At 62.4% G+C, this 17,243-nt stretch carries 16 protein-coding genes and 1 other RNA gene; 14 read left to right on the top strand and 3 right to left on the bottom strand.

The genetic code is table 11. The features are described 5' to 3' along the window. Window positions 1-225: 225 nt before the first annotated feature. Complete coding sequence (locus L2I41_RS10340; RefSeq protein WP_237153473.1) at window positions 226-945, top strand: rhomboid family intramembrane serine protease; 720 nt, start codon at window positions 226-228, stop codon at window positions 943-945. Between the two features lie 269 nt (window positions 946-1,214). Continuing rightward, a complete protein-coding gene (locus L2I41_RS10335; protein ID WP_237153472.1) occupies window positions 1,215-1,649 on the top strand; it encodes a CBS domain-containing protein in 435 nt (144 codons plus the stop codon). Between the two features lie 671 nt (window positions 1,650-2,320). Here the strand turns inward: L2I41_RS10335 and L2I41_RS10330 are convergent. Continuing rightward, on the bottom strand, window positions 2,321-2,587 hold the full coding sequence (locus L2I41_RS10330) for a hypothetical protein (protein WP_237153471.1): 267 nt from the start codon (window positions 2,585-2,587) through the stop codon (window positions 2,321-2,323). 432 nt (window positions 2,588-3,019) lie between these two features. Between L2I41_RS10330 and L2I41_RS10325 the strand changes: the two genes are divergently transcribed. The 9 genes from L2I41_RS10325 to L2I41_RS10285 all read left to right on the top strand — a co-directional run bounded on the left by L2I41_RS10325 (window position 3,020) and on the right by L2I41_RS10285 (window position 11,765). Then, window positions 3,020-3,652: a hypothetical protein gene (locus L2I41_RS10325; protein WP_237153470.1), complete on the top strand. Its 633-nt coding sequence runs from the start codon at window positions 3,020-3,022 to the stop codon at window positions 3,650-3,652. 246 nt (window positions 3,653-3,898) lie between these two features. Continuing rightward, window positions 3,899-5,317, top strand: a complete 1,419-nt coding sequence (gene radA / locus L2I41_RS10320; protein ID WP_237153469.1) for a DNA repair protein RadA — start codon at window positions 3,899-3,901, stop codon at window positions 5,315-5,317. Window positions 5,318-5,483: 166 nt separating this feature from the next. Continuing rightward, complete coding sequence (locus L2I41_RS10315) at window positions 5,484-6,164, top strand: CvpA family protein (RefSeq protein WP_237153468.1); 681 nt, start codon at window positions 5,484-5,486, stop codon at window positions 6,162-6,164. Window positions 6,165-6,452: 288 nt separating this feature from the next. Further along, complete coding sequence (gene purF / locus L2I41_RS10310; protein ID WP_237153467.1) at window positions 6,453-7,922, top strand: amidophosphoribosyltransferase; 1,470 nt, start codon at window positions 6,453-6,455, stop codon at window positions 7,920-7,922. A 24-nt stretch (window positions 7,923-7,946) separates the two neighbouring features. Beyond that, a complete protein-coding gene (locus L2I41_RS10305) occupies window positions 7,947-8,687 on the top strand; it encodes an SDR family NAD(P)-dependent oxidoreductase (RefSeq protein ID WP_237153466.1) in 741 nt (246 codons plus the stop codon). Continuing rightward, a complete protein-coding gene (locus L2I41_RS10300) occupies window positions 8,684-9,412 on the top strand; it encodes an N-acetylmuramoyl-L-alanine amidase (RefSeq protein ID WP_237153465.1) in 729 nt (242 codons plus the stop codon). The genes L2I41_RS10305 and L2I41_RS10300 overlap by 4 nt, the downstream gene beginning before the upstream one ends. A 144-nt stretch (window positions 9,413-9,556) precedes the next feature. After that, window positions 9,557-10,156, top strand: coding sequence for a lytic transglycosylase domain-containing protein (locus tag L2I41_RS10295; RefSeq protein ID WP_237153464.1), 600 nt, complete (start codon window positions 9,557-9,559; stop codon window positions 10,154-10,156). Window positions 10,157-10,205: 49 nt separating this feature from the next. Further along, window positions 10,206-10,586, top strand: an RNA gene (rnpB, locus tag L2I41_RS10290) — RNase P RNA component class A. Between the two features lie 627 nt (window positions 10,587-11,213). Continuing rightward, complete coding sequence (locus tag L2I41_RS10285) at window positions 11,214-11,765, top strand: flavodoxin family protein (protein ID WP_237153463.1); 552 nt, start codon at window positions 11,214-11,216, stop codon at window positions 11,763-11,765. A gap of 384 nt (window positions 11,766-12,149) precedes the next feature. On the opposite strand, the gene L2I41_RS10280 is transcribed toward L2I41_RS10285, so the two are convergent. Further along, the gene (locus tag L2I41_RS10280; RefSeq protein ID WP_237153462.1) at window positions 12,150-13,007 is read right to left on the bottom strand and encodes a uracil-DNA glycosylase; all 858 of its coding nucleotides are present in this window, start codon (window positions 13,005-13,007) and stop codon (window positions 12,150-12,152) included. Between the two features lie 357 nt (window positions 13,008-13,364). On the opposite strand from L2I41_RS10280, the gene L2I41_RS10275 reads away from it, so the two are divergent. Further along, on the top strand, window positions 13,365-15,041 hold the full coding sequence (locus tag L2I41_RS10275) for an electron transfer flavoprotein-ubiquinone oxidoreductase (RefSeq protein WP_237153602.1): 1,677 nt from the start codon (window positions 13,365-13,367) through the stop codon (window positions 15,039-15,041). A 32-nt stretch (window positions 15,042-15,073) separates the two neighbouring features. Beyond that, the gene (locus L2I41_RS10270) at window positions 15,074-15,757 is read left to right on the top strand and encodes a response regulator transcription factor (protein ID WP_237153461.1); all 684 of its coding nucleotides are present in this window, start codon (window positions 15,074-15,076) and stop codon (window positions 15,755-15,757) included. A gap of 84 nt (window positions 15,758-15,841) precedes the next feature. Here the strand turns inward: L2I41_RS10270 and L2I41_RS10265 are convergent, their stop codons facing one another. Beyond that, window positions 15,842-16,699, bottom strand: coding sequence for an SDR family oxidoreductase (locus L2I41_RS10265; protein WP_237153460.1), 858 nt, complete (start codon window positions 16,697-16,699; stop codon window positions 15,842-15,844). Between the two features lie 109 nt (window positions 16,700-16,808). On the opposite strand from L2I41_RS10265, the gene L2I41_RS10260 reads away from it, so the two are divergent. Beyond that, window positions 16,809-17,210, top strand: a complete 402-nt coding sequence (locus L2I41_RS10260; RefSeq protein WP_237153459.1) for a winged helix-turn-helix transcriptional regulator — start codon at window positions 16,809-16,811, stop codon at window positions 17,208-17,210. Window positions 17,211-17,243 lie beyond the last annotated feature (33 nt).

Below are 17,243 nucleotides of genomic sequence, written 5' to 3'. Positions count from 1 at the left end.
CAGCATCACTTTTCGGCAAGACCACCGAAGGTTAACTTCGGGGAGGCGACCGGCCCGGCCCTGGCAACAGGTGCCGGGCTTTTCTTTGCATCTTTGCCGCTTCTTCGCTATGGATCGGGCGTTCGACCGTGGGCTGCCGGCGGCGATGGTGACGGCTGATCTGGCCGAGACCTCCGTGCGCGGCGCACCACTGTTTCATTTATCGTTCCGCGTCTGGAAGCCGTCATGAATCGCGACCTTGGTCATGGGCAGGAGCCCATGTTCAACCTGCCTTCGGCCATCATCGTCTTCATCTTCGTGTCGGCTGCCGTCTTCGTCGGTCAGCGGTATTATCTGGCGGAGGCGGGGGCGGAGAACTTCTTCCTGACCTTCTGCTTCACGCCCTTGCGCTATATTGCCGGGGTCATCATGCCCGGAGGGGCGGGCGCACAGGCCTGGACGTTCGTCACCTACGTCTTCCTCAACACGTCTCTTTCCGATCTCGTCTTCGAGATGCTCTGGATGATGGCCTTCGGTTCGGCGCTGGCCTTCCGGTTCGGCACGCTGCGATTCGCACTGTTCTCCGGCATGTCCGCAGCGATCGGCGCCGCGGTATTCTGGGTGTTGTCGCGGGATCCGCAGTCGGTTCTGATCGGTCCGTCATTCATGATCAGTGCGCAACTGGGTGGTGCCGTCAGGTTTGTCTATCAGAGTGGCTTCTCTGGGATGATGACCGGTGATGGCAACCAGTGGCATGTGAAGGCGCTGGGGATCGTCGAAATGTGGTCAAACGAAAAGGTTTTGCGACTTTTTGGTTTTATTTTCGTTGCAAACGCTCTGTTTGCCTTCATTTTCGGCTCGCATGGAGGTCTTTCCGTTACAATCCTCATGAACGTGTTTGGATATATTGCGGGAATTCTGTTGTTTTCGATATTTGATCGTGGTTCAGTTAATCGGATCGTCTAGTGAATTGTTGCGATGTGGTAGTACGTATTTGAAGGTCTCTGAAATTTGACTTGATCTTGGGCCGCCTTTGCATCCATCATGATCCACGGTCGTGCCTGCGGACGGCTTCCGGGAGGACTTGGAGCGGAAGGCTGTTGGGCGCGTCACCGTGGTGTGATGCCCGTCGCTCTATTCGGCGAGGGCGTGCGCTTTGGGAGAGGCGGCGTCCCGCTGATTGCAGCAGGCATTCCACGACAGTCACATTCAGGCGCAAGCGGAGGATTTTTCAGATGACCACCGTAAAGCAGATCTTGTCGCTCAAGGGCAACGAAGTCGTCACGGGAGACTCCACGATGTCGCTTGGTCGCGCGGTTGCGCGGCTTGCCGAGAAGCGCATCGGCGTTCTTGTCATGGTCGATGAAGCACGCCGCGTTGTGGGCATCCTGTCCGAGCGCGACGTGGTGCGCGTTCTGGCGCTGCAGGGACCGGCTGCGCTGGACGAAGCGGTCTCGCAGTTCATGACGCGGGCGGTATCCACCTGTTCCAAGGCCGATACGCTTGAGGACATCATGGAAATGATGACCACCGGGCGCTTCCGCCACATGCCGGTTGTTGAAGGTGGTGTGCTGGTCGGATTGATCTCGATTGGCGACGTCGTCAAGCATCGCATGGCGGAGATTGCCCTGGAGACGTCGGAATTCCGGAACTACCTGTTCACGGCGTGATCCCGGCATCGCCAGCCCGTTACACTTCGTTGCCTGTTTGGTCCATCGGATCCGGGATGTTCCCGGGTCCGAATATTGCTGTCTGCGCGACAGCTACTGTCGAAACTCAGTAGTTTCCAAGTATTTTCCGTCAGATTTAATTCTTCAGTATGTAGTAAATCCTGCATATTTGTTAAATCGCTTCAATCCCGCATTAATCGGCTGTCTTCGCTGGCCATTTTGTGGATTGCTGCGGTGCATGAACGAAATCTATTGTCATTTCCGATTTTGGGGATACAGTTTCCCTCTGCGCCCTGATGGAAGAGCGCCTTCATGGCCTATGCTCTCCTGCAGGAAACTCGGCCGATAGGGCTGGGGCACGAACGAGAAGCCTGGTGTGCCGGCTGCAATATGGCTGGCACCGATCACTAACGAGAGGGATGGCCCGCGATGAGCATGACCAGAAGTCTCAACACGTTGATTGTGTGTGCGGCGTTCTTATTCGTCGTCGCGATCGTTGCCGGCGTGATCTGAGGCTTTGCCCCATTGGTGCGGCCTTGTTCGAAAAGAACAGGGGCATTGAGCACCGGGCAGTCTTCAACGTCGACGATCGTGAGCCCGTCAGTTCGGCAGGCTCAAAAGCAATTCAGGGGGAGGCGCCTGCGCCTTCCCCTTTTTCATGCAAACCGTGATCAGGCGGCAATGACGATGCGCTCGACTTCAGCGCGGCGGCCATCGAACCGTCCGAAGATCATCGCCTGCAGGGCGCGGGCGTCCTTGAGGACGATCGTCGCTTCGCCGTCGAACAGGCAGTCGGTGGTGTTGATGGAGGCGGCGCGGGCTTCAATGTGATCGATTTCCGCGGTGGCGGGGCCTTTGTTCAGTTCACGCCAGGCTGCCGTCTCTTGCACGGGGAAGCGGCAAACGGCGTCCACGATCAATGATTTGGTCGATTGCATTTTATTGTGGTCCCTTATCCCTGCTGACGAACTCAACTTAGCAGGAGACGGTTGTTTTTCGGCTAATGACGTCGAAACTGTGGCTTAAGGGCTTTGTTAGCTTCATTTTTCACGGGATATCCGCGCCACGTGCCGCGAATGCGCAGATTTGACCAGAAGGATGCCGCGTGGCCGTTTGCCGGACAGCGGACCCTGGTCAGGATTGCCAGCCTGGGTAATTCTTTGTTGAGACCGGCCATCCCGGCCCGTGGCCCTGGCAGTTTTCGCCTGTCCAATAGTGGGGCAAGCTGGCGCCCTTCGTTAATGACGATTGCGGGAAAATCCTGCAAATCCGCGGGGAGGCACGCGGGCAGGGCGGCTGGGCTCACCTGAAATTTACAGAGCATTAACCATGTTGGTCCATGGTTTTCGGCCAGAAGGGGTATGCTGGCCATGGCCTACAGGGTCCATTCCATCGCGACATATGGCACCGCATCGAAATGGTCGATGGAGGCGGTGAAGTCGCGTGGCACGAGCGCCAGTTCCGCATCCGCGAGCGCCAACGACATCTTCTTCGGCCCGGCCCAGACCGGCACCGATTGGGGCGCGGCTTTCCTCAATGCCACCAGCACCGACGAGGCGATGGCCGACTATGTGAAGCGCAACTACGACAAGTTCAAAGGCGCTACGCTCCAGGCCATGCTGGAGTCCACCAATCTGGTCGATTGGTACAAGTCGGAAATGCAGAAGAAGATCGCTGAAGGCCAGAAGAAGCTGGCGGAAAGCCAGGCTTCGCTTGGCGACATCAGCGAGCCGATGTTCGATACCCGCCGCACACAGTCGATCCTGAGTTCGCTTGCCGCCCCCACTTCTTCGAAAGCCAGTGGCGCCAGCGCTGTTGCGGCGCCGGATACGGCCGGAGACGGCACCACGACGGTGACCGACGGCACCTCGGGCACAGCATCCGACGGGACGTCCTCCACCGATGCCACATCCGGGAGCACATCCAGCTCGACGGGCACGGACACGTCATCGACCGCTTCCGACTCCAGCCAGGCGCCGGGCAGTTTGAACCTGCTGGTCTGATACCAAGTGGCATTGAAAATGACTCTTGGTATTCCGTATTCGAATTTCTCATGCCTTTGACGCAAATGAGAAATTCGAATTGTTCTCAATGAGCCAATGCGTCAGCATTCTGGCGAATTGGTCTGAGGCGGCGTTTTCCCAACCTCATTGCCTCCGTCAGGCGAATGGCGCGGTCCAAGGGAATGTTGTGGACAAAACAGGAACATTGGGGCAGTGTGGCCCGAAGCGATTCCGTCGGGAGCATTCATGGCCAAGCGTAGCACCACCTTCGTCTGTCAGACTTGCGGCGCCACCAGCCCGCGCTGGGTTGGCAAATGCGAGTCCTGCGGGGAATGGAACTCCTTCGTTGAGGAGGTGGCGGGCGGCAGCATCGGGACGTCGGTGTTCGGCCAGAAGGGCCGCCCCATGCGCAAGGGCCGGGTGGTGCCTCTGGTGGCGCTGTCCGGCGAGATCGAGCAGGCGCCACGCCTGGCTTCCGGCATTGCCGAGCTCGATCGGGTGACCGGTGGCGGCTTCGTGCGCGGCTCGGCGCTGCTGGTGGGCGGCGATCCCGGCATCGGCAAGTCCACGCTTCTGATCCAGGCGGCGGCGACGCTGGCGCAGAAGGGCGCGCGCGTCGTCTACATCTCCGGCGAAGAGGCAGTGGCACAGGTGCGCCTCCGGGCTGAACGGCTCGGGCTTGCGTCCGCGCCCGTGTCGCTGGCGGCGGAAACCTCGGTCGAGGACATTCTCACCACGCTGCAGGATGGTCCCGCGCCCGACTTTGTGGTGATCGATTCCATCCAGACGCTGTGGAGCGAGCTGGTGGAGGCCGGTCCCGGCACGGTCGCGCAGGTGCGCACGGCTGCGCAGGCCATGGTCCGCTATGCCAAGGAGAGCGGGGCGACCGTGGTTCTTGTCGGCCACGTGACCAAGGACGGCTCCATCGCCGGTCCGCGCGTGGTCGAGCATATGGTCGATGCGGTGCTCTATTTTGAAGGCGACGGCGCGCGGCATTTCCGCGTGCTGCGCTCGGTCAAGAACCGCTTCGGGCCGACTGACGAGATCGGCGTGTTCGAGATGACCGGGCTCGGCCTCAAGGAAGTTCCCAACCCGTCCGCCCTGTTCATGGGCGAGCGTGACGCGTCGGCTGCAGGCGCCGCGGTGTTTGCCGGCATGGAGGGGACGCGCCCCATGCTGGTCGAAATTCAGGCCCTGGTGGCGCCCACCTCGCTGGGCACACCGCGACGGGCGGTCGTCGGCTGGGACGGCAATCGCCTGTCGATGATCCTGGCCGTGCTGGAAGCGCATTGTGGCGTCCGCTTCGGCCAGCATGATGTCTACCTTGCGGTCGCAGGGGGGCTGCGCATCCAGGAGCCAGCCGCCGACCTGGCCGTTGCTGCGGCGCTGGTGTCGTCGCTGGCCGGTGTGCCGCTGGGCCATGATTGCGTCTATTTCGGCGAAGTGTCGCTGTCGGGGGCGGTTCGGCCGGTGGCGCATGCGGCGTCACGTCTCAAGGAGGCGGAGAAGCTGGGATTTGTTCGCGCTGTCGCGCCGAAGGCCGGGGCAGGGGAGTCCGCAGGGGCTGCGATCAAGCGGGCGCAAGTGGCGCAACTGGTCGATCTGGTCACGCGAATTGCCGCCGGTGGCGTACCGGAACGCGAGCGGCGGGCGGCTCATGGCTGACGGACGCCTGCGCGCGCTTCATGTTCCAATAGTCGGGGACGGCCCGACGGAGGCCTTGCGAGCCGATTGAATTTGCAAGGTCGCGCCGTTACGGTTATGTCCGCTGGCAAACATACAGGGAATCGGGCGCGCGCGTCCGCGCTTTTGTCGCTTCAAAGGGCCCAAGATGCCGATTACGCTCCTGGACGGTATTCTGATCGTCGTCATGTTGATTTCCGCCCTTCTGGCGATGATCCGTGGCTTTGTGCGCGAAGTGCTGTCCATTGCGGCCTGGGTGGCCGCAGCTGCGGCGGCATTCTTCCTCTATGATCGCGTGCTGCCCTATGTGGAGCCGCACATCTCGCATAAGCAGATTGCCATCGCGGCGTCGGCCGGCGGGGTGTTCATCGTGACGCTGATCATTGTCAGCTTCATCACCATGCGCATCTCCGATTTCGTGCTGGACAGCCGCATCGGTCCGCTCGACCGCACGCTGGGCTTCCTGTTCGGCGCCGCGCGCGGCCTGTTGCTGGTCGTCGTGGGCATGCTGTTCTTCAACTGGTTCGTCCATGACGAGAAGTCGCAGCCGCAGTGGGTGGCGGATGCCAAGTCGCGGCCGCTGATCAACGCCATCGGTGCCAAGTTGATGGCGGCGCTGCCTGAGGATCCGGAGCAGAAGATTCTCGAGCAGTTCCAGAACCCGCTCATGGAAGACAACACCGGTAACGCCGCTCCCCAGGACAATGGTGCTGCCGCTGACCAGCCCGACGCCGACCAGCCGGCGCCCGGTGGTGACTACAAACCCAACGAGCAGCAGGGTCTCGACCAGTTGCTGCAGTCGACAAATCCCCCGAAGCCGACGCCTTGATCTGGGTGTTGGTGCGCGGGTCAGCCACTTCTTTCGGCGATGCGTCGGTTGATCCGGCGCATTTGTCGTTTGAAGAGCGCGCGGTTTGTACTATACCGCCGGCTAATTGCGGGTGAGGAGACGCTCCGGTCCGGCGCAAGCCGGCGGCGGCAGGCAAAATGGCCTGACGGTTCAAGGAGTGAGCAGGATAACCGCCTGTCCGGGATCGCGATCCCAAGGGGCAGCGCAATCAGATGGCGGGATCGGGCGCGGTTTGCCCGGCCAGAGCTTCGACAGAGAGAGCCGACCATGGATGATTTCACGCTCGACCCGTTCTCGTCGCCCGACGACGATCGCTTCCACGAGGAATGCGGTGTTTTCGGCATTTTCGGCGCCAAGAATGCGGCGGCGCTGGCGGCCCTTGGCCTGCATGCCCTGCAGCATCGCGGGCAGGAAGCGGCCGGTATTACCAGCTTTGACGGCCGCGAGTTCCACAGCGAACGTCACATCGGTCTCGTCGGCGACAATTTCTCCAAGCCCAATGTCATCAGCCGTCTGCCGGGCGACTGGGCGATCGGCCATACTCGCTATTCGACGACCGGCGGTTCGGGCCTGCGCAACGTGCAGCCGCTCTATGCCGAGCTCGCCATCGGCGGCTTTGCTCTCGCGCACAACGGCAATCTCACCAATGCCATGACGATCCAGCGCGAGCTGCAGCGTCGGGGCGCCATCTTCCAGTCGACCTCCGACACCGAGACCATCCTGCATCTGGTGGCTACTTCGCAGCGGGCGGCGCTGGTCGACAAGATCGTTGACGCCCTGAAGTCGATCGAGGGCGCCTATTCGCTGGTCTGCCTCAGCCAGGAAAAGATGATCGGCTGCCGCGACCCGCACGGCATTCGCCCGTTGATCATGGGCGACCTGGACGGCGCCGTGGTGCTGGCGTCGGAGACCTGTGCGCTCGACATCATCGGCGCCCGTTTCGTGCGCGAGATCGAGCCGGGCGAGATGGTGGTGATCTCCAACCGCGGTGTCGACAGCCTGCGTCCCTTCGACAAGCGGCCGTCGCGCTTCTGCATCTTCGAATATGTCTATTTCGCCCGTCCGGACTCGGTCTATGGCGGCACGTCGGTCTACCAGGTGCGCAAGCGCATTGGCGCTGAACTCGCCCGTGAGAGCCACGCGGAAGCCGATGTGGTGATCCCGGTCCCGGACTCGGGCACGCCGGCGGCCATCGGCTTTGCGGAAGCGTCGGGCATTCCCTTCGATTTCGGCATCATCCGCAATCACTATGTCGGCCGTACCTTCATTTCGCCGACCGACTCCATCCGTCACATGGGCGTCAAGCTCAAGCACAATGCCAATCGCACGGTGATCGAGGGCAAGCGCATCGTGCTCGTCGACGACAGCATCGTGCGCGGCACCACCTCGCTGAAGATCGTGCAGATGATGCGCGAGGCCGGCGCGGCGGAAGTGCATATGCGCATCGCCTCGCCGCCGACCACGGACTCCTGCTTCTATGGCGTCGATACGCCGGAGAAGGGCAAGCTGCTGGCTTCGCGCATGACCATCGACGAGATGGCGCGCTATATCCAGGTGGACAGCCTCGCCTTCCTCTCCATCGATGGTCTCTATCGCGCCGTTGGCGAAATGGCCCGCGACAATGACAACCCGCAATATTGCGACGCTTGTTTCACGGGCCAGTATCCCACGGCGTTGATCGACGCCTACAGCTCCGGACCGGTGCGGCAGCTGTCGGCTGTCGGCGACGGCACTTGAGCGTTCAGAGCTGAAGGGCAGATCATGACGGAAGCTACCGACAAGCGCATCGCCGTGGTCACCGGCGCGTCCCGTGGCATCGGCTTTGCCACGGCCGTGGCCTTGGCCAAGGCCGGCCACCACATCGTCGCTGTGGCGCGCACGCAAGGTGGGCTCGAAGAGCTTGATGATGCCATCACCGCCGTCGGCGGCTCGGCGACGCTGGTCCCGCTCGACCTGACCCAGGGGGACAAGATCGACCAGCTGGGCGCTGCGCTCGATCAGCGCTTCGGTCGCGTCGACGTGCTGGTCGGCAATGCCGGCGTGCTGGGCGGGCTGTCTCCGGTCGGTCATATCCCGCTGCACAAGTGGGATCAGGCCTTCGCCATCAACGTCACCGCCAACTATCGCCTGATCCGTTCGCTCGACCCGCTGTTGCGCGCGTCGTCCGCGGCGCGTTGCGTGTTCGTCTCTTCGGCCGCATCCTGGAAGGACCGGCCGTTCTGGGGCGTCTATGCGGCAACCAAGGCGGCGCTCAACTCGCTGGTCCTGGCCTATGCGGCGGAGATGGTGAACTTCACCGTCACGGCCAATCTTCTCAATCCCGGCCCGCTGCGCACGCGCATGCGCGCTCAGGCCATGCCGGGCGAGGATCCGGAGACGCTGAAGACGCCGGAAGATCTTGCGCCGCATATCGTCGCCATGGTGGCGCCGGAAGAATCGCGCACCGGCGCGCTCTATGACTTCCCCACCCAGACCTGGATGAAGCTGCAGCCGCCGCAATGATCTCAGCCCTTTCCGTCGATCGAAGCTTTTCGTCCCCCAATCACGGTGAGCGGGTTGGCGGCGGCCCGATCGATCATCTGGTGCTGCATTATACGGGCATGCGCACCGAAGAGGGCGCCCGCGACTGGCTGTGCAATCCAGTGGCGCAGGTCAGCAGCCATTATGTGGTCTATGAGGATGGTCGCATCTTCCAGCTGGTCGATGAGGCGCGGCGCGCCTGGCATGCCGGTCGGTCCTTCTGGCGGGGCGTGACCGATCTCAACTCGCGCTCCATCGGCATCGAGATCTGCAATCCCGGCCACGAGTTCGGCTACCGACCCTTTCCCGATCGGCAGATCGCGGTCGTGCTGGAGCTTTGCCGCGACATCCTCGCCCGCCATGCGATCCCGCCCCATCAGGTGGTGGCCCATTCGGACATTGCGCCGACCCGCAAGGATGATCCCGGCGAGTTCTTCCCTTGGGATGTGTGCGCGAAGTCCGGGATCGGCCTCTGGGCACCGGAAGCCGTAGAGGGCGAACTGGCCGATCTGCCTGAGTTTCTGCGCCTTTGCGGCGAGATCGGCTTCGGCATTCACCACGAGGACACCGACTCTACGTCCGTCATCCGCGCCTTCCAGCGCCACTGGCGGATGTCGCGTGTCGACGGTCATCTCGATGCGATCACCATGGCAACGGCGCGCCGGGTTCATGCGCTCTTTCCACCGTTCCAAACGGTAGCCGGTTAAGTTGCGTCCGAAGGAATGCGGCTGGAATGGGGAGGATTTTGCGGCTGCATGGCTGCCATGCGCCGCATTCGAATCAATTTGAGGCCCCATTCGGCAGGCAGTTCCGTTCCTCATCCGCTGGGAGGATGACAGGACAGTGAACGCATGAAGACTAGCAATAACGTGACTGCAAAGATCCTGGCCACCGTGTTCGTGACGACCTTCGTCACCCAACTGGCCGCCCCGCAAGCTTTCGCCGAAGAGCCGAAGACGGCCACGGTCCAAGACGACGACAAGCCCCACAACATCTACGAGATGTTGTTCGGCAAGAAGCCCAAGCTGGATGCCGTTGAGGCGGCCTCGGACAAGGTGAAGGGCGTTTCCAGGACGCAGGGCGATCTCAAGGCCCGAATTGCCGCCCATGCCAAGGCAGCCGGTGTGCCCGCCGATCTTGCGGAAGCCGTTGTTGCCTACGAGAGCAAGTTCAATCCCAAGGCGCGTGGAAGCCAGGGCGAGGTCGGCCTCATGCAGATCAAGCCGGCCACGGCGCGCGGTCTCGGCTATCACGGCAGCACCGCTGCCCTCTATGACGTCGATACCAATCTCACCTGGGGCATGGCCTATCTGGCCGGTGCCTACAAGCTTGCCGGGGGCAACACCTGCGGCACCATCCTGCGCTACAACGCGGGCCTCAAGGCCACGCGCATGAACCGGCATGCCGCCGACTATTGTTCGTCGGTTCAGGACTATGTCGCATCCCTTTGACCGAGGGCTTGGCTTGACCTTGGCGCGCCCCCGTGCAACAGGGAGCGCGCCAGTCGGTCGGACGACCGCGCGGACAAGTGGCGAAAGCCCGTCCGGGAGGAAAGTCCGGGCTCCACGCAGACACGGTGCCGGGTAACGCCCGGCGGGGGCGACCCTAGGGAAAGTGCCACAGAGATGAGATTGCCCCGGCGCGCCGGGGTGAGGGTGAAACGGTGGGGTAAGAGCCCACCGCGGGACCAGCAATGGAACCGGCACGGCAAACCCCACCGGGAGCAAGACCGAATAGGGATGACGCGGAGCTTCGGCTCCAGCCTGTCTGCGGGCCAGTCGTCCGGGTTGGTTGCACGAGGCGTCCGGCAACGGGCGTCCCAGATGAATGGTCGTCGGGCGGCAACGCTCACAGAACCCGGCTTACAGACCGACTGGCATTTCTCCTCTCCGGCCGTCCCTTGTGGACTGGCCGCGAGACTCCGGTCCGCGGTCGATGTGACACATCGGCCCGCAAGCTCTTGAAGTGGGCGCGATTTGTTGTCGCCCGGACAATCGTCTCAGGCCGGCAGGCTCTCCAGCGCGGTGCATCACAAGATGTTTATCGCGCCGCGTGGTCGTTGACTTGCCATGGCACGCTTGCGCCGGACGGGGGCAATGCGATAAAATTTTCCATATTCCCGCGCCTTTCAGCAAAACTCTCGGTGATTTTGCCTGCGTCGTCAGAAGCGGCTTCATTGTCCACTTTCCGTGAACATATTGATCATCGCGCCAGTGATCGTCGCCGTCTTGCGTTACAGCCTCATATTGATTAGCTCTCATCGCAGTCAGCTGGGGTGTCGTCTTGGCGCTCTCCATTGATTTCACGCGATCCAGTGTCGTCGTGAGGTGATGTGTTCAGCGGTTTTATCCATGTAGGCGTCATTTTGCCGTCCGTGGGTGCTGCGCGGTGCCTCATCAGCCAGCTGTCGAAGATTTGGATGTGTTCCAGGGGGCCGCATTGAAGCGGGCCTTGGGGCCGTCAGCAGTTCCGGGGCGAATGTCGCCGCCGCACACAAGGAAAATGAAAATGGCCAAGGTCGTTGTTGCTTATCATTCCGGTTACGGTCACACGAAGGTTGTTGCCGAGCAGGTTGCTGCCGGCGCTGCTGCCGAACTCGTCGCCATCGACGCCGAAGGCAATGTCTCGGACGCCGGCTGGGCAGCTCTCGATGCTGCTGACGCCATCGTCTTCGGCGCGCCGACCTACATGGGCAACGTGAGCTGGCAGTTCAAGAAGTTCGCCGATGCCACCTCCAAGGCCTGGTTCACCCGCAAGTGGCAGGACAAGGTGTTCGGCGGCTTCACCAACTCCGCCAGCCTCAACGGCGACAAGCAGGTGGCCCTGATCACCCTGCAGACGCTGGCTTCGCAGCACGGCGGCATCTGGGTCAGCCTCGGTCTGGCCCCGGCCAACAGCAAGGCCGCTGCCCGCACCGACGTCAACAACCTCGGTGGTTCGGTCGGTCTTCTGGTTCAGTCGCCGTCGGATGCCGGTGTTGACGAGATCCCGCAGGGCGACCTCGACACCGCCAAGGCCTATGGCAAGCGCGTTGCCGAAGTGGCTGCCAAGCTGGCCTGATCGGGCGATCCGCATCAGCGGCGTCTAGAGCGCTTTCCGACCTGATGGAATCATCAGGTCGATTGGAAATCGCTCCAGATTCAAGAACTTGAGCAGCCGCTTTTCGATCATGTTGTTTCAACATGATCGGCGGATGCTCTAGCGTTCTGAAGGATTGGGCGATCACTCCGGTGGTCGCCCTTTTCTATTTGGGGGATAGCACAACAGTTGCTGATTTGTCAGGCCGTGGCGAAAGGGGTGATTTTCGAGCCTCGGAGCGGAGCGTACATTTGAGTACGTGAGCACCGAAGCGCAGAAAATTGCCTCTTGCAGACCGGCATCACAAATATTGCAACTGTAGTGATAGGATCGGCGTCAGGGATTGCAGGCTCTTCAGGGCTGCGCTCAGCGCGCCGCCGGCTCCAGCGTCGCCTTCACGTCGAGGAAGTCGCGCCAGGCGAGGCGCTTCTCGAGCGGTGCCCGCAGCAGATAGGCGGGGTGATAGGTGGGCAGTGCCTTGAACTTGCGCGTTCCCGTGTCGAGCTCGGTCCAATGACCGCGCAACTTGCGGATGCCGCTGCGGGCGGCGTCACCGCCGAGCAAGGCCTTGACCGGTTGGGCGCCCAGAAACACCACGATATCGGGGCTCACCAGTTCGATCTGCCGCAGGATGAAGGGGCGACACACCGCCACTTCCTGATCGGATGGATCGCGATTGCCCGGCGGCCGCCAGTAGACGGCGTTGGCAATATAGGCGTTCTCGTTGCGGCTATGACCGATCGCCTGCAGCATCCGGTCGAGCAGCTGGCCCGAGCGGCCGACGAAGGGGCGCCCCTCGATGTCCTCGTCCCGCCCGGGGGCTTCACCCACCAGCATCAGGCGGGCCTTGGGATTGCCGTCGCCGAAGACCAGCGACTTGGCGGTGAGTTTCAGATTGCAGCCGTCGAAACGCTCCAGCAGAGCCCGCAGTTCATCCAGCGTTTGGGCCGAACTCGCGGCTTCGCGGGCCTGCATCACGGTCTCGTTGGAGGGCAGGCGTGCGGTTTGCGACGCGGTCTTGGCCTGCGGCGGCGCTGCCGAGCGAGTCGCGGCCGCGGGTGCCGGGGCAACGCGTGGGACAGGGGCGGCACGCTGGGCCTTCTGCGCCTCCATCTGCGCGGCCGATTGCGCGAAGCGATCGACGGGGGCGTCATCAACGGCGAGATCGACGCCCATGGCGGCATACCACTCGAACAGCGCGGTCGCTGCGTCGAGTCCTGACATGCTGGCTGGGGCGGCTTCGGTCTGCATAGGCTATCTATAGTTCACTGTTTCAGCCCCGCAAGTAGCTTGCTGCAGCTTCCCCCGCCGGTCGTGCAGAGGCAGGGTGCATATGATTTCCCTTTACGTAAACGTTATCATTCTGGATTTCGGTTGCATCAGGGGGGCATATAGTGTTTCAACAGCATGCCTGCGCCAAAATGCCTGGATCGAACCGTCAATTTGTCAGAATTGTTAAGGGACAGGCTTTTCGCGCTGCGGTATGACCGGTAGGTTTTCGCATTTGGACAGCGGAGCCGTCTCGGCACGAGGGGTGAAGGTTCCGTTTGGGGCACAGGCAACAAGGGGCTGTTGAGCAAGATGACGTCGATGGATCTGCCGGAACGGGACGCAATGGAATTCGACGTGGTGATCGTCGGAGCCGGCCCATCAGGGCTTGCCGCCGCCATTCGCCTGAAGCAGATCGCTGCCGAGAAGGGGCAGGAGATCTCCGTCGTCGTGCTCGAGAAAGGCTCCGAAGTCGGTGCGCACATCCTCTCCGGCGCCGTCGTCGATCCCATCGGCGTCGATGCGCTGTTGCCGGGCTGGCGCGACGAGGCTGATCATCCGTTCAAGACCAAGGTCAACGACGACCGCTTCTATCTGCTCGGACCTGCCGGCGGCGTCCGCCTGCCCAACTTCTTCATGCCGAAGCTGATGGGCAATCACGGCAATTACATCGTCTCGCTGGGGAATGTCTGCCGCTGGCTGGCGCAGAAGGCCGAGGCCCTCGGGGTCGAGATCTATCCCGGCTTTGCAGCTGCCGAAGTGCTCTATGACGATGCCGGCAAGGTGATCGGCGTTGCGACCGGCGACATGGGCGTGCACAAGGACGGCACCCCAGGCCCCAACTTCCAGCGCGGCATGGCGCTCTACGCCAAGTATACGCTGATCGGCGAGGGCGTGCGCGGCTCGCTCGCCAAGGAACTGATCGGGCGATTCGATCTGTCGAAGGACAGCGACGTCCAGAAGTTCGGTATCGGCATCAAGGAACTGTGGCAGATCGATCCGGCCAAGCATGCCCAAGGTCTCGTCCAGCATTCCTTCGGCTGGCCGCTCGGCAACAAGACCGGCGGTGGCTCCTTCCTCTACCATCTGGAAGACAATCAGGTGGCCGTCGGCTTCGTGGTGCACCTCAACTATTCCAACCCGCACCTGTCGCCGTTCGAAGAGTTCCAGCGCTTCAAGCAGCACCCGCTTGTGAAGAGCACCTTCGAGGGTGGCAAGCGCATCGCCTATGGCGCGCGCGCCATCACCGAGGGCGGCTATCAGTCGGTGCCGAAGTTGACCTTCCCCGGCGGCGCGCTCATCGGCTGCGCGGCCGGTTTCGTCAACGTTCCGCGCATCAAGGGCAGCCACAACGCTGTCCTGACCGGCATGCAGGCGGCCGAAGCTGCCGCGGCGGCCTTGGCCGAGGGCAGGGCGCATGACGAGCTGTCGGCCTATGAGAATGGCTGGCGCGCCTCGGCGGTCGGCAAGGACCTCAAGACCGTTCGCAACGTCAAGCCGCTCTGGTCGAAGCTCGGCACCTTCGTCGGCATTCCGCTCGGCGCGCTGGACATGTGGACCAACGAGCTTTTCGGCTTCTCGGTCTTCGGCACGTTGAAGCACGGCAAGACCGACGCGGCCTCGCTGAAGCCGGCGGCGGAATGCAAGCCGATCGCCTATCCCAAACCGGACGGCAAGGTGTCCTTCGATCGGTTGTCGTCGGTGTTCCTGTCGAGCACCAATCATGAGGAAAACCAGCCCGTTCATCTCAAGGTGAAGGACTTGGCGCTGCAGGCGTCGTCGGAACTCGGCGTCTTCGGCGGACCGTCGGCCCGCTTCTGCCCGGCCGGCGTTTACGAGTGGGTGACGGAAGGGGGAGCCGCACCGCGCTACGTGATCAACGCGCAGAACTGCGTGCACTGCAAGACGTGCGACATCAAGGACCCAAATCAGAACATAAACTGGACGGTACCGGAGGGGGCGGGTGGCCCGAACTACCCGAACATGTGACGTCAGGCTTGAATGAAGGGTAGGAACTGGAGATGAGTGACAAGAGCGACGAAGCCTCGCCGTTGGAAATCGGCCGTACCTGGACTGCGATCGTGGCGGAGGACCATCCGATCATTCAGTCCGCTGTGGTGCGCATGCTGAAGAAGCGCTTCGGCTTCAAGCAGCCCATTCTGGCGACCACTTACGACGAGCTGGCCGATGCGGTGATGGAGACGGGCGAGAACACGCTGGTCATCACCGATCTGGTGATGCCCGGCATGCGCGGCCTCGACACCATCAAGCGCATGCGCGCGCTGGCGCCGAAGGCCTGGGTGGCGGTCTATTCGTCCAACTCGGGTGAGGAACTGGCCCAGGGCTGTCTCGAACTCGGCTGCCGCGCCTTCATCGGCAAGCGGTCGTCGGAAGACGCCTTTGCGGCGGCGATCGAGACGGTGCTCGACGGCGGCACCATCATCGAGGTCGGTGCCGATCCTACGGCCATTTCGCAGGCGGTGCTCGAGCGTTCCGCCCTGGTGTCGGCGTTGTCGCCGCAGCAGCTCAAGGTGTTCCAGCTTCTGGGCGACGGTTTGCTCAACAAGCAGATCGCCTATCAGCTCGGCATCTCCGAAGCGACCGTGAAGGCGCATGTGGGCAAGATCCTGGAGACGCTGAAGATCACCTCGCGCAGCCAAGCGGCCATCACGTCGGCCTGGATGGTCGAGCACGGTCTCATCTGACCTTCGGTCTGAAGATTTTCTGCAGATATGGCAACGGCCGGTCTCCAATGACCGGCCGTTGTGCTTTCAGGCTGTCTCGCTCGTTCAGCCCTTGAGGGCGGCGGCCAGCGTTTCCAGCATCGGCGTCGTCGGGCGACCGATCAGCTTGCTGAGGGTGTGGCTGTCGTCGAAGAGGCCGCCCTTGGAAGCGCCGACGTCGGAATCGGCGAGGAGCGCGGCAAAGCCTTCCGGCAGGCCGGCGCCAACCAGGACGCCCTTGTAGGCCTCTTCCGGCAGGTCATTGTAGCCGACCGGCTTGCCGGCCAGCTTGGCGGTCTCGGCGGCCAGTTCGCTCATGGTGAAGGCGGTGTCACCGGCGAGTTCATAGACCTTGCCGGCCTGGTTCTCGCTGGAGGTGAGGACGGCCGCGGCGGCTTCCGCATAATCCTTGCGCGAGGCGGCGGCGATCTTGCCGTTGCCGGCGGAACCGGCATAGCCACCGAACTGCAGGGCCGCGTGCATCGAACCCACGTAGTTCTCGTTGTACCAGCTGTTGCGCAGGATGACGTGCGGCACGCCCGAGTCCTTCAGCAGCGCTTCGGTGGCCTTGTGCTCGACGGCCAAGCCGAGCGGGGAGGTGTCGGCGCGCAGGATGCTCGTATAGGCGATCAGCTTGACGCCGGCCGCCTTGGCGGCATCGATCGCAGCCTTGTGCTGGGGCAGGCGCTTGCCGACTTCGCTCGAGGAGATCAGCAGCAGCTTGTCGATGCCGGCGAAAGCGGCTTCGAGCGACGCAGGGGCGTCATAGTCGCCCTGGCGCACGACGACACCCTTGGCCTTGAGGTCTTCGGCCTTGGACGGCGTGCGGACCACGGCGACGATCTCGCTCGCGGCAACCGACTTCAGCAGGGCTTCGATGGCAAGGCGGCCAAGGTGGCCGGTGGCTCCGGTAACGGCAATCATGATGGTATCCCTTGAATGTTCGAATGGAACGCAGTTGACGCCCCGGAGATAAGCCACTAACTTCCTTTTCGGAAGTACGTACAAAAATGTTAGTATGGAAAAAACGTCGATGCCCTCTGAACCCCAGACCGGAAGCCTGTCGGAAGCCCTGCGTCGCGGCGAGGTTTTTGCCGCAGATTGCCCGTCGCGCGATATCCTCCAGCATGTGACCAGCCGCTGGGGTGTGCTGGTATTGGTGGCTCTCAAGGACGGTACCCATCGCTTCAGCGATCTCCGCCGAAAGATCGGCGGCGTCAGCGAGCGCATGCTGGCGCAGACGCTGCAGGTGCTGGAGGGCGACGGCTTCATCCATCGCAAGGCCTACCCGGTTGTGCCGCCGCACGTGGAGTACAGCCTGACGCCCATGGGGCGTGAAGTGTCTGATCTGGTTGAGACTCTGGTCAACTGGATCGAGGTCAACGTTGGCCGGGTTCTGCATGGCAAACGCGGCGAGGAAGACGAGGCGGCTTGAGGAAGGGATGTCTTAAAGTTGTGTTTGATTGTA

The organism is Oryzibacter oryziterrae, from assembly GCF_021864535.1.
GTDB classification, from domain to species: Bacteria; Pseudomonadota; Alphaproteobacteria; order Rhizobiales; family Pleomorphomonadaceae; genus Pleomorphomonas; species Pleomorphomonas oryziterrae.
The sequence above is the reverse complement of the archived record's forward strand: the minus strand, read 5'-3'. Positions and strand labels throughout refer to the sequence as shown.